General features: G+C 61.1%; 14 protein-coding genes, 2 tRNA genes and 1 pseudogene. 14 read left to right on the top strand and 3 right to left on the bottom strand.

Features of this window, described 5'->3' with window-relative positions:
* Positions 1-174 precede the first annotated feature (174 nt).
* Positions 175-495 carry a helix-turn-helix domain-containing protein gene (locus QP802_RS10825; RefSeq protein WP_071573573.1) on the bottom strand — a complete coding sequence of 107 codons (321 nt, stop codon included), beginning with the start codon at positions 493-495 and terminating at the stop codon, positions 175-177.
* Positions 496-560: 65 nt separating this feature from the next.
* Complete coding sequence (locus QP802_RS10830) at positions 561-737, bottom strand: hypothetical protein (protein WP_177224297.1); 177 nt, start codon at positions 735-737, stop codon at positions 561-563.
* 79 nt (positions 738-816) lie between these two features.
* On the opposite strand from QP802_RS10830, the gene QP802_RS10835 reads away from it, so the two are divergent.
* The 14 genes from QP802_RS10835 to QP802_RS10900 all read left to right on the top strand — a co-directional run bounded on the left by QP802_RS10835 (position 817) and on the right by QP802_RS10900 (position 10,388).
* Positions 817-1,761 (top strand): sugar-binding transcriptional regulator, encoded by a 945-nt coding sequence (locus tag QP802_RS10835; protein ID WP_070478434.1) that lies wholly within the window; start codon positions 817-819, stop codon positions 1,759-1,761.
* Positions 1,762-1,899: 138 nt separating this feature from the next.
* A complete protein-coding gene (gene deoD, locus QP802_RS10840) occupies positions 1,900-2,619 on the top strand; it encodes a purine-nucleoside phosphorylase (protein ID WP_284818833.1) in 720 nt (239 codons plus the stop codon).
* Between the two features lie 37 nt (positions 2,620-2,656).
* On the top strand, positions 2,657-4,021 hold the full coding sequence (locus tag QP802_RS10845; protein ID WP_071567636.1) for an MFS transporter: 1,365 nt from the start codon (positions 2,657-2,659) through the stop codon (positions 4,019-4,021).
* Positions 4,022-4,057: 36 nt separating this feature from the next.
* Complete coding sequence (deoC, locus tag QP802_RS10850) at positions 4,058-4,708, top strand: deoxyribose-phosphate aldolase (protein WP_071567635.1); 651 nt, start codon at positions 4,058-4,060, stop codon at positions 4,706-4,708.
* Positions 4,709-4,710: 2 nt separating this feature from the next.
* Positions 4,711-6,378: a phospho-sugar mutase gene (locus QP802_RS10855; RefSeq protein ID WP_284818837.1), complete on the top strand. Its 1,668-nt coding sequence runs from the start codon at positions 4,711-4,713 to the stop codon at positions 6,376-6,378.
* Positions 6,379-6,429: 51 nt separating this feature from the next.
* Positions 6,430-6,503, top strand: a tRNA-Arg gene (locus tag QP802_RS10860).
* An 86-nt stretch (positions 6,504-6,589) separates the two neighbouring features.
* Positions 6,590-6,715: a hypothetical protein gene (locus QP802_RS10865; protein WP_255365827.1), complete on the top strand. Its 126-nt coding sequence runs from the start codon at positions 6,590-6,592 to the stop codon at positions 6,713-6,715.
* Positions 6,716-6,958: 243 nt separating this feature from the next.
* Positions 6,959-7,531: a Panacea domain-containing protein gene (locus QP802_RS10870; RefSeq protein WP_070362005.1), complete on the top strand. Its 573-nt coding sequence runs from the start codon at positions 6,959-6,961 to the stop codon at positions 7,529-7,531.
* A 9-nt stretch (positions 7,532-7,540) separates the two neighbouring features.
* Positions 7,541-8,047: a type II toxin-antitoxin system death-on-curing family toxin gene (locus tag QP802_RS10875; RefSeq protein ID WP_218117848.1), complete on the top strand. Its 507-nt coding sequence runs from the start codon at positions 7,541-7,543 to the stop codon at positions 8,045-8,047.
* Between the two features lie 26 nt (positions 8,048-8,073).
* The gene (locus QP802_RS10880) at positions 8,074-8,502 is read left to right on the top strand and encodes a hypothetical protein (RefSeq protein ID WP_143110604.1); all 429 of its coding nucleotides are present in this window, start codon (positions 8,074-8,076) and stop codon (positions 8,500-8,502) included.
* A complete protein-coding gene (locus tag QP802_RS10885; RefSeq protein WP_284818840.1) occupies positions 8,495-8,824 on the top strand; it encodes a hypothetical protein in 330 nt (109 codons plus the stop codon). The genes QP802_RS10880 and QP802_RS10885 overlap by 8 nt, the downstream gene beginning before the upstream one ends.
* 5 nt (positions 8,825-8,829) lie before the next feature.
* On the top strand, positions 8,830-9,636 hold the full coding sequence (gene cmrA, locus QP802_RS10890; RefSeq protein WP_284818842.1) for a mycolate reductase: 807 nt from the start codon (positions 8,830-8,832) through the stop codon (positions 9,634-9,636).
* The gene (orn, locus tag QP802_RS10895; RefSeq protein WP_284818844.1) at positions 9,637-10,272 is read left to right on the top strand and encodes an oligoribonuclease; all 636 of its coding nucleotides are present in this window, start codon (positions 9,637-9,639) and stop codon (positions 10,270-10,272) included.
* A gap of 43 nt (positions 10,273-10,315) precedes the next feature.
* Positions 10,316-10,388: transfer RNA gene (locus QP802_RS10900), tRNA-His, on the top strand.
* A gap of 193 nt (positions 10,389-10,581) precedes the next feature.
* On the opposite strand, the pseudogene QP802_RS10905 reads toward QP802_RS10900, so the two are convergent.
* Positions 10,582-10,925, bottom strand: a pseudogene (locus tag QP802_RS10905) (IS256-like element ISCau1 family transposase); the annotation flags it as partial.

Below are 10,925 nucleotides of genomic sequence, written 5' to 3' on the forward strand. Positions count from 1 at the left end.
CACTCAACCGGTGAGACCGGATCGCCAAAGAACTGTCCGCCCCGCGGACACCCTGACCGCACTCTGTCCGCGGCAGCCCTCTCACCAGCAGCTCCAGAAAACCCACCACCAATAAGTGTCCGCCGCGCGGACACCCAACGCAGAGGGTCCGTCGCGAAAAACGCCACGGTGGATTTACGAGTCTGATTCAGCAGCGCGGCGCTGACGCTGTAGCTTCCCGTGTGCACGGGCGATGCGGTAGAAAGTCCGCAAGCTCGCGAGCTGCAACCCGCTGTCTTGCGCCTTCTGATAGATGGCGTCCGCGCTCAGGTCGGGGTGGGCGTCGAAAAGATCGAGAATCTGTTGTACATCTGAATCCGGAATACGTGGGATGTTTCGTTCGCGGTGAGGGATCGGATTTTCCTTTTTGGGCCTCGGGTTGGTCTGGTAATAGCGCCTCGAGCGTGAGATCTTCAAAATTTTGCAGGCGCGACTCATAGAATGCCCGACGCCCATGAGTAGATCCAGGAACTCGTTTTCTTGACGTACTCCTTCCTCGTACCGCTTCGTTTCTTCGGGGCTTAGAATTTTTCCGCCGCGTCGGAGGTCCCGCCATGTTGCTTTGGCAGAGACCCCATAGCTTTTCCCAGGACATCGCTAGTGTCCTTCCACAGCTTGGCTTCTTTGCGCAGTCGAGCATTTTCTCGTTTCAGCGCCTCGTATTCTTTGCGTGGCATCGTTACTTCGTCGTTGCTCATGGTTTTCCTTTCGCTTAGGGCCTAGCCAAGATATTGCCACACAGTTAAGGGCAAACCCCCAGGCGCTACGCTGTAGTGCATGGACACACGTGATCGGGATGCGCTGACGGCTGCCAAGTTGTATTACCGCTCGGAGCTGAGTCAGGCGGAGGTTGCTGCGGAGATGGGCTGCTCCCGTCCTACGGTGGCGAAGCTTCTGCAGCACGCGAAGGACCGTGGCTACGTCACTATTGAGGTACACGACCCGCAGGAGGCGGACGAGATCCTGATCGAGGATCTCACCTCCCGGTACGCGCTGGAGGGTGTGCGGATTGTTCACCCGGCGAACCCATCTGCAGCGATCATGGAGGATCTTGGGGTGGCTGGCGCACGCTACCTGGAGTCGATGCCGTTGGATGGCCTTTCGGTGGGGGTGTCCTGGGGAAAGACGCTCCTCAACATTGCACGGAATCTCCGGCCGACGAACATGCGGGCGCGCCAGATTGTGCAGTTGAAAGGTGGGTCGTCGCGTTCCAACCTGGCCACGAATGACTTTGAGACGATCACCGGTTTCTGCACCGCGTTCAACGCGCCCGCGTTAACGCTCCCACTGCCTGTCATTTTTGAGCGAGTGGAAACTAAGGAGATCGTGGAGCAGGATTCCCACATCGCGGACGTGCTGCAGCAGGGGCGAGAGACGGACGTGGCGGTGTTCACGGTGGGTTCTGTGCGCAAGCAGAGCTTGCTGATGAATCTGGGGTACCTGTCTGAGGAGATGTCGCGGGAGCTGCTCGGGGTTGCGGTGGGGGATGCTTGTTCGCGGTTCTACACGCGGGAGGGGGATGTGGCGTCGAAAAGAATTGATGATCTGACGGTGGGCATTGAGCTTGACGAGCTGCGGGCGAGACCACGTCGAGTGCTGGTAGCTGGGGGTTTGTATAAAGCTGAGGCGATTGAGACGGCGCTGTGGATGGGGCTGGCCAGTGATTTGGTGATTGATCAGCCGACGGCAGTTCGGGTGCTGGAGATCGCGAAGACCCGCTAATTGACGCCCCTTCTCCCCCATCTGGGGTGTATCGCACCCCCAATCAGAACATTTGCAAACTTTAATATTGCCATATGTTCCTAGCGGTCTTAGAGTGGACACCGAAAGGTCAACCAGATACTGCAAAAGGAGTTGCACATGTCCACCCCGACCGTCTCCACCCCGCACATCGTCCCAACCGGACCTATCGCTGAAACCGTCCTCATGCCGGGCGACCCACTGCGCGCGAAGTTCATCGCAGAGACCTACCTGGAAAACCCAGTCCAGTTCAACGCCGTGCGCAACATGCTCGGCTACACCGGCACCTACCAAGGCCACGAAGTTTCCGTGATGGGCTCCGGCATGGGCATTCCGTCCATCAGCCTCTACGCCTACGAGCTCATTCACTTCTTCGGTGCAAAGAAGCTCATCCGCGTCGGCTCCTGCGCATGCTTCCAGCCTGACATGAAGCTCTTCGACATCATCGTCGCCTCCTCCGCATCCACGGACTCGCACTTCATCGAGCAGTACGACTTGCCGGGCACCTACGCTCCGACCGCGTCCTGGAAGCTGCTCGAGGCAACCTACAAGGAGTCGCAGAAGCAGGGCGTCGACATCCATGTGGGCAACATCTTGTCCTCCGACGTTTTCTACAACTTCAAGGACGACGTCAACGACCGCTGGGCCAAGATGGGCGTGCTCGGCGTCGAGATGGAATCCGCCGGCCTCTACGCCGTCGCTGCCGAGGCAGGCGTTGACGCGATGGGCATCTTCACCGTGTCCGACGTCATCGGCTCCGGCGAGAAGGCCTCCGCTGAGGAGCGCCAGAGCGCGTTTACCCAGATGATGGAGCTGGCACTTCCGCTGGCCGCCGTCTAAACCACAACCCGTCCCCACACGTTTGAAGGAACTCACCATGACATCTCAAACAGTTCAAAAGGCGCTCAGCCCGAAGCGGGCCGTGCCGATCATCCTGTTTACCTTCGTGTTCTCGCTGATCATCGATAACGGTTTCAAGTTCATGACCGACTCGATGGGTGAGGCGCTCAACCTTTCCCTCAATGAGGTCAGCTTGCAGGCCTCGCTCGCGGGCGTGATCATCGGCATCGGCGCGGTGGTGTACGCGGCATTGGCTGACGTGGTGAGTATCCGCAAGCTACTGATGGTCGGTATCACGCTGACGCTGGTCGGCTCGGTCATCGGCTACCTGGGTCAGAACGTGTGGGGGCTGGTCCTGGCCGGCCGCGTGGTGCAGACCACCGGCCTCGCTGCGGCGGAGACGCTCTACGTCATCTACGTGACCAAACACCTCAGCGAGAAGGATCAGAAGACCTACCTGGGCTTTTCCACGTCTGCTTTCCAGGGCGCGACGCTCTTCGGCGCGCTGACCTCGGGCTACATCGCCACCCATATCTCGTGGACCGCGATGTTCCTCATCCCGCTCATCCTGATCTTCGCCGTCCCCGTCATCATGAAGACGGTCCCGGAGGAGGCCTCCCTGGAGTCGGGCCATGTCGACTGGCTGGGCTTGTTCCTCATCGCCGTGCTCGCGACCAGCGCCATCATGTTCATGCAGGCCTTCCAGGTACTGTGGCTCATCCCGCTGGTTCTCGCGCTGGTCGCATTCATCGCCCACGTGAAGAAGGGCAAGCGCCCGCTGGTCAACCCGGAGTTCTTCCAGAACCGCGCCTACGTCACCGCCATCGTGCTCGTCGCGATTGTCTACTCGGTGCAGCTCGGCTACCTGGTGCTCTTCCCCGCAATGGCGAAGGCCGTCCACGGGCTCAGCGCTGACGACGCCTCCCTGCTGCTCATCCCGGGCTACACCGGCGCCGTCATCGTCGGCGCGCTCTCAGGCAAGATCGGCAAGTTCTTGCCGACGCGCCCCGCGATCTTCACCGCACTCGCCTCCATCACCATCGCGTTGCTGCTCCTCGCAGTCGGGATGGAAGCCAGCCCGTGGGTCTTCATGCTTTCCTCCCTGCTCTTCGCCTGCGGTTTCGCCCTGCTGTACGCGCCACTGGTCGCGACGGCAATCGGCAATATCCCCGCTGCGAAGTCGGGTATCGCAATCGGTTTCTACAACCTCACAATCAACGTCGCCGTCCCGCTCGGCATCGCGTACAGCGCGAAGCTGGTGGATCTCGGCCTTGGGGTGCCAGGCTTCCTGCCACAAAACTCGGGCAGCTACCCCACCGTCATGCTCATCCTGGCCATCATCGCAGTCGCCGGCACCGCGCTCTATGCAGCGCTCACTGCGCGCATGAAGCAACCGGCTTAACCTGCACACTTTCTACAACTCAAGGAGTTTTTCAACATGCTTACTCGCCAAAATGTCGCCCAGATGATCGACCACACGCTGCTCAAGCCGGAGGCCACCCACGAGGACGTCGCCAAGCTTATCGACGAAGCTTCGCACCTCGGCACGTACTCCGTCTGCGTCTCCCCATCCATGCTGCCCATCGAGACCCCAGCTGACCTGAAGGTCGCAGTGGTGTGCGGATTCCCGTCCGGCGCAGTCCCAACCGCGGCAAAGGCAGCCGACGCCGCGCACAGCGTCGCAAATGGCGCGAATGAAGTAGATATGGTCATCGACCTGGGTGCCGCCAAGGAAGGCAAGTGGGACGTCGTACGCGACGACATCGCCGCAGTAAAGAAGGCGTGCGGCGACAAGCTGCTCAAGGTCATCATCGAGTCCGCCGTCCTCACCGACGACGAGATCGTCGCAGCGTGCAAGGCTTCCATGGAGGCCGGTGCCGACTTCGTGAAGACCTCGACGGGCTTCCACCCAGCTGGTGGCGCTTCCGCGCACGCTGTAAAGCTGATGCGCGAAACCGTCGGCGACAAGCTCGGTGTGAAGGCTTCCGGTGGCATCCGCGACGCCGCCACCGCGAAGGAAATGATTGAGGCTGGCGCGTCCCGCCTGGGCCTGTCCAGCTCCGCAGCGGTGCTGGAGGGGTGGAACTAACAATGGCTACTGATCTTCGTGCACAGGCCGAGGCTTGGATCGTGCAAGATCCCGATCCCGCCACCCGCGAGGCGTTAACCGCCGTCCTCGACGACGAGGCCGAGCTTGCAAAAGCCTTCGCAGGCCCGCTCCAGTTCGGCACCGCCGGGCTTCGCGGCGAGATCGGCTTCGGCGAGTCCCGCATGAACCAGGCCGTGGTCATGCGCGCCACCGCCGGGCTCATGGAATGGCTCAAGCAGCAGGTAGACACCCCTCGCGTGGTCATTGGGTGCGACGCCCGCCACGGCTCCGCCAAGTTCGCGCAGGCCGCAGCTGAGGTCGTCGCCGGCGCGGGTGGGCACGCGATGCTGTTGCCGCTGGCCCAGCCGACCCCGCTGACCTCTTTCAGCGTGCGCGCACTCAACGCCGACGCCGGCATCATGGTCACCGCCTCCCACAACCCGAAGTGGGACAACGGCTACAAGGTCTACCTCGGCGGGCGCGTCGTCGACGCAGACAACGCCGCCGGCTGCCAGATCATCTCGCCTGCCGACGCCGAGATCGCCGCCTGCATCGCCGCCGCACCTGGCGCGACGGACCTCCCCCTCGACACAAACATCGAGCAGGTGGACACCCGCGAGGACTACGTCGCCGCCACCAGCGCGCTTAGCGACCTCGACGGCACCCCACCGATCACGATCGTGCTCACACCAATGCACGGCGTCGGTGGCGAACTCGCACGCACCACCCTGGAGGCTGCGGGCTTTGGGGACGTAGTGGGCGTCGAGAAGCAGTGGAAGCCTGATCCTGACTTCCCCACCGTTGCCTTCCCCAACCCGGAGGAGGACGGTGCCCTCGACCTCGCAGTCGAGAAGGCGAACGAGGTCAACGCGGACGTCATCATCGCCCTCGACCCCGACGCCGACCGCTGCGCAGTCGCAGTCCCGGCGCGCACCGCCCCGAGCGCGGGCACCCCGCTGGGCAACGGCTGGGTGAAACTCTCCGGCGACGAGACCGGAGCGCTGATCGGCGAGTACGTGGCGTCGCGTGCGCAGGGCGGCTCGACGGCGTGCTCGATTGTTTCGGGCAGGCTGCTCGGCAAAATCGCGGCAGCCCACGGGCTGGATCACGCGACGACGCTCACCGGGTTCAAGTGGATCGGGCGCACCCCGCAGCTCGTGTTCGGCTACGAGGAAGCAATCGGCTACTGCGTCGATCCGGCGCACGCCCGCGACAAGGACGGCATGTCCGCCGCGGTGATCGTCGGCTCGATCGTGGCGCAGCTCAAGGCGCGCAACATGAGTGTGCTCGAGCAGTTCGACGCCCTGGCCAGCAAGTACGGCCTGTACCGTACCCAGCCGCTGACCTTCCGCGTCGAAGACCTCTCCCTCATCAGCGACGCCATGCAGCGCCTCCGCGCACACACCCCGACGGAGCTCGCTGGCTCTGAGGTTGTCGAGTACGTCGACCTCAACAACGGCTACGGCGCCACCCCAGGCACCAACGGCATCCTGATCCGCACCGCGGACAACGACCGCGTAGTCATCCGCCCGAGCGGCACCGAGCCGAAGCTGAAGTGCTACCTCGAGGTGGTCCTGCCAGTCGAAACGGGAGAGGCGCCTGACTGGGCCGCCGCCGATGCCCGCCTGGCCACCATCAGCGACGCCACCCGCGCGCTGTGCGGAATCTAACTGCGCTATACTATCGAAGGCTTGGGCGCCGATTTGTCGACGCCCAGCTCAGCCTCCATAGCTCAGTGGATTAGAGCAACCGGCTTCTACCCGGTGTGTCGCGGGTTCGAATCCTGCTGGGGGCGCTTTTCGTTTACCCCCGCTGCCTGGCGTTTTGCCTGGTGGTGGGGGTGTTTTTGTTGGTATGGTGGGTTTGAAGAAAGGACCCACAATGAGATTCACACTCCTTGGAGCCGGAACCGGCATCATCACCACCCTCGCAGGCGCCAACCCTCTTTTCGGTCTCGCCTTCCTTGCCGTCGGTTACGGCATCGACAAGAACAAAAAGAAGGCATAGCCGTGCAGCCCATCATTATCGATGAGTAGACCGGCCGCGCCTATGGCGCGTTCCGGAATGTGCCGAGCACTGTGGCGTCTCCCCTGTCACGTGGCGCGCCAGCCGCCCAGGCAGCCCCGTAAAGAACAGCCCTCAAGCAAAACAACTTCACTCGTAGCACACTCGTATGTGCTGGTAGGATAGCGGTCCATTAGGTTCGAGTACCGTTGGGTTCCTGAAGCCTCTCTAAAGTTGGTGATCACTATGTCCAATATTCTTGACGCCGGCCAGTATGTGACCGAACTCATCCCCGGCGTCGACAAGATGAAGCTTTATAAAATCTGCTTCTTTTCCCAAGGCTGGCACCTTGCCTGGACCGGAATGCCATTATTTGAAGAAGAGCTGCAAGCTTGGGCAAAAGGACCCGTCCCCTATGACCTCCGCCGCAGTACAGAAAACGTCGCGCGTGGATGGGAGGTCCCACACGTTCCTGGTGGGAATTCTTCGGCACTTTCGCCATTTGCCCGAGCAACGATTGAAAGCGTTGTGAATTTCTACGGTTCGCTGACATCCGCGGAGTTGTCAGACATGAGCCACGGTCGAGCTTGGCAGGAAGCACGCAGCAACGCGGTCGGGGGCACGCATTGTAGCAGCGCTTTGAGCATGACCACGATGCGCGAAGAGTTCACGGAGTTGCTCCAGTCAGGACATTCTGTCCCAGACTCGCCTTCCCTGCCAGACGTGGATCACCTTCCTAGCTTCGATCATCTGCTTGCCACTGCACATGAAGTCGAAGCGGAATGGCACAACACCCTTTCACTCCTCGCGGACCGGTAATCAACGCAATTGTCTGACCACAGTGAAGCTTCCAGAGAGCAGCTTTTAGCTCAAATGCTCGTGGAGTTGGCGTGCGCAGTGAATCAAGGCTGCGGGGATCGTGTAAACGCGAACGGAGAACCGGAGAGTTATCTTGGATTTACTGTGGACCGGGCTTCTTTGGAAAGTGCAGTTTACGCCCCGTTCCAGTTATTCAGTGGCCAGCCCCGGTACGCCTCGGTGTTTGATAGAGGAGCCGCGCTCACCGTCCATATAGCCAATAACCATCCGTTTGCCGATGGCAACAAGCGCACCGCACTTATCGTTGGGCTCACTTATCTGCGCTTGTTTTCGGTTCATGTCCGAGAGCCAGAGGGCAAGGGACCTGATTTAGCCGCAGGCGAAGAAGGCGCCCGACTGATGGAGTACATCGTTACACATGCCGCGGATTTGGATTCGGTCATCGCACACACCAGCCGCGCATTTCAACGCTGGGCCGATATTGATGGTCTAGCGCGGCGCTACCGACAAAAATAGCATCGCCCCCGATGTACCATGGCGCCATGTCCGTCTTAATGTCTTCCGCTCAGGCCCGCGAGTTGCTGGCCGCAGCGCATGAAACTGAGGAGCGCACCAGGGAGAGACCGGCCGTTCCTTGGGGGTGGATCTTGTGCGCGGCGGTCTGCTTCGGGGCGAGCCTGCCGCTGATCTTTGTTCTCGACCAGTTTTGGCCGTTCCTCCTGTTTGTGCCATGTATCGGGTGCATCGTTGTCATCGAGCGACGCAGGTCAAACGGCGTGCGCTCAAGCATCCGACAGCCGGTCAAAGAGGACCCAAAAATGTCGTTTCTTCCCTTCGGCGTGTACTTCCTCTGCATATCGCTCTTGCAGGTCGCCCCGCTTCAGAACAAGGTGTTCTCGAGTCTGCTCGGCGCGTTCGCGACCGTCGTTTTCGTCGTTACGTACGCGAGGAGCTGGAGGAACAATGCCTGATATTTTGTTGCAACCCTCGTGCTTGAGCATCTGCGCCGCACTCTTTGCCGCCGAGGCCACCACCAGCGACGTCGGCGCCGCGGAGAACAAGGAGATGCACCCCAAGCGGCTGCGTACTCTCACCCAGCTAGAGAGCGACGCCTACCTCACGGCCATCAACGCACTCAAAGAAGCCGGCTACGTGTCCCTCTTTACGGACCGCAAGGCGAACCCGGACAAGAACGTGGACTGGGTCTCTCTGACCGCTACCGGTGCCCGCGCATACCAGGACTGTATCGAGGAGTTGCGCTCGATTGCGGAGTCGGGCAGTCGGGTACCCTGAGGTGCATGACATTTCCCTCCCCAACTACTGATTCTTTCGCGCTGATTACCGGCGCTTCGCAGGGCATCGGTGAGGCAGTTGCGCGCCAACTTGCTGCTGCTGGCTATAACGTACTGCTGGTGGCGCGTCGAGAAGCGATGCTGATGCAGCTTGCCAACGAGCTGGCACAAGCGCACGGCATCAACGCCGAAGTCTTCGCAGCAGACCTGTCCAAGGAGCGCGACGTGACCGCGCTGCTGGACTACATCGGGCAGAAGAAGATCACCATCTGCGTGAACTCCGCCGGTATCGCCTCCTTTGGTCCGTTTATGAAGCAGGACTGGAACTACGAAACGGACCAGTTCAACCTCAACGCCACGGCGGTGTTCCGCATCACGAAGGCGGTGCTCGACCAAATGGTGCCTCGCGGCGAAGGTTCGCTGTGCAACGTGGGCTCGGCAGCAGGTAACATGCCGATCCCGAACAATGCCACGTACGTGTTTACGAAGGCGGGCGTCAATACGTTTACGGAGGCACTGCACTACGAGCTCAAGGACAGCGGCGTACACTGCACTCTGCTCGCGCCGGGGCCGGTGCGAGAGGCAGAAGTTCCTGAGGAGGAGCAGTCGATCGTGGACAAGGTCGTGCCGGACTTCCTCTGGACCACGTACGAGTCCTGCGCGAAAGACACCATCAGCGCGATGCGTAGCAACAAGCGCCGCGTGGTGCCGGGCCCGCTTTCCAAGGTGATGGATTTCGTATCGACGTACGCTCCGCGCGGCGCCCTCGCCCCGATCATGGGGCGGTTCTATGCACAGATGGGAGAAGAGTAAATGGATGTCCCTGCAAAAAACGACCGCATCGTGTGGGTCGACCTGGAGATGACGGGTCTGGACACGTCCCGCCACGTCATTGTGGAGGTCGCAGCGCTCGTCACCGATGCCCAGCTTGAGATTCTCGACGAGGGCCTGGACCTCGTCGTCCACGCCACCGAGGATGAGCTCGCCGAAATGGACGACTTCGTGCTGAACATGCACACGAAAAACGGGCTCCTCGACGAGATCCGCTCCTCCTCAGTGTCCATCAAGGAGGCCGAGGACGCCGTCCTCGCGCTGATTGCAAAGCACTGCGATCCCGAGCACCCGGCGCCGCTTGCAGGCAACTCCATCGCAACCGACCGTTCCTTCATCCGGGAACAGATGCCGCGTCTCGACGCCGCCCTGCACTACCGCATGATCGATGTCTCCACCATCAAGGAGCTCTCACGCCGCTGGTTCCCGCGCGCCTACTACAACCAGCCCGAGAAAGGTCTGGCGCACCGCGCGCTCGCCGACATCGTGGAATCCATCCAGGAGCTCGACTACTACCGCCGTTCCGTGTTCACGCCGGACCCAGGCCCGGATTCCGAGCAAGCTGCCGACGCCGCAGCCGCCGCACACGCCCACTACCAGCGGTTTTTGCAATCTTAGGCTTTCGTTGTAAAGTAGTTCCCGCTGTTGAAAAACAGCGATGGTGGCTGTAGTTCAGCTGGTAGAGCACCAGGTTGTGATCCTGGGTGTCGCGGGTTCGAGCCCCGTCAGCCACCCCGAGAGTACCCCGTGACCTGCACAAACAGGTTGCGGGGTACATTGCTTTTGAGGGCGAGTACGTGGCTTACGCGTTCGGATCCTCGGGTTAAGCGACAAAATGTGTGCTTTTCTCGGCGTGTCGACTTAAGTGACAAATTGTGTGCTTTTTCAGGGGCTGGGATGGGTGGGTTGTGGGGTGTTGTGCTGGGGTTATGAGCGTCCTGCCCAGCCGTGTCGGATGGCCCAGGAGGGGTTGAAGTCGGTGTCGATGCCGGTGTCGTAGACTTTCGGTCGACCGTCGGGTGAGTTGGCTTGGTCGCGTTCACGCATGTGTGCCTGGCGGGCGTGTGCGTAGCCTGCGTGGCCGAAGTCTTGCTCGATTGCTAGCGCCAGCGGGTCATCGTGGTGTTGGGTGTGCAGGTAGAGCCACCAGTCCATGATGATTCGCTGGTGTTCGTCAAATGTGCCGCGGTGGGCTCGGGCGAGGTGTTTTAGTTGTGCGTTTATGCCGCCTTCCAGGCTGTTTGTGGTGGTCTTCAGCGTGGTCGTGGTGC

Origin of the sequence: Corynebacterium sp. UMB10119B, from assembly GCF_030228125.1 — a bacterium.
Lineage (GTDB): Bacteria > Actinomycetota > Actinomycetes > Mycobacteriales > Mycobacteriaceae > Corynebacterium > Corynebacterium pseudogenitalium.

What these genes read in the sequence shown, in the direction of transcription:
- QP802_RS10870 (WP_070362005.1), top strand. Translation starts at nt 6,959, where the DNA reads ATGTCCAATATTCTTGACGCCGGCCAGTATGTGACCGAACTCATCCCC.
- QP802_RS10885 (WP_284818840.1), top strand. Translation starts at nt 8,495, where the DNA reads ATGCCTGATATTTTGTTGCAACCCTCGTGCTTGAGCATCTGCGCCGCA.
- deoD (WP_284818833.1), top strand. Translation starts at nt 1,900, where the DNA reads ATGTCCACCCCGACCGTCTCCACCCCGCACATCGTCCCAACCGGACCT.
- QP802_RS10835 (WP_070478434.1), top strand. Translation starts at nt 817, where the DNA reads ATGGACACACGTGATCGGGATGCGCTGACGGCTGCCAAGTTGTATTAC.
- cmrA (WP_284818842.1), top strand. Translation starts at nt 8,830, where the DNA reads ATGACATTTCCCTCCCCAACTACTGATTCTTTCGCGCTGATTACCGGC.
- QP802_RS10825 (WP_071573573.1), bottom strand. Translation starts at nt 495, where the DNA reads ATGGGCGTCGGGCATTCTATGAGTCGCGCCTGCAAAATTTTGAAGATC.
- QP802_RS10865 (WP_255365827.1), top strand. Translation starts at nt 6,590, where the DNA reads ATGAGATTCACACTCCTTGGAGCCGGAACCGGCATCATCACCACCCTC.
- QP802_RS10855 (WP_284818837.1), top strand. Translation starts at nt 4,711, where the DNA reads ATGGCTACTGATCTTCGTGCACAGGCCGAGGCTTGGATCGTGCAAGAT.
- QP802_RS10880 (WP_143110604.1), top strand. Translation starts at nt 8,074, where the DNA reads ATGTCCGTCTTAATGTCTTCCGCTCAGGCCCGCGAGTTGCTGGCCGCA.
- orn (WP_284818844.1), top strand. Translation starts at nt 9,637, where the DNA reads ATGGATGTCCCTGCAAAAAACGACCGCATCGTGTGGGTCGACCTGGAG.
- QP802_RS10830 (WP_177224297.1), bottom strand. Translation starts at nt 737, where the DNA reads ATGAGCAACGACGAAGTAACGATGCCACGCAAAGAATACGAGGCGCTG.
- deoC (WP_071567635.1), top strand. Translation starts at nt 4,058, where the DNA reads ATGCTTACTCGCCAAAATGTCGCCCAGATGATCGACCACACGCTGCTC.
- QP802_RS10845 (WP_071567636.1), top strand. Translation starts at nt 2,657, where the DNA reads ATGACATCTCAAACAGTTCAAAAGGCGCTCAGCCCGAAGCGGGCCGTG.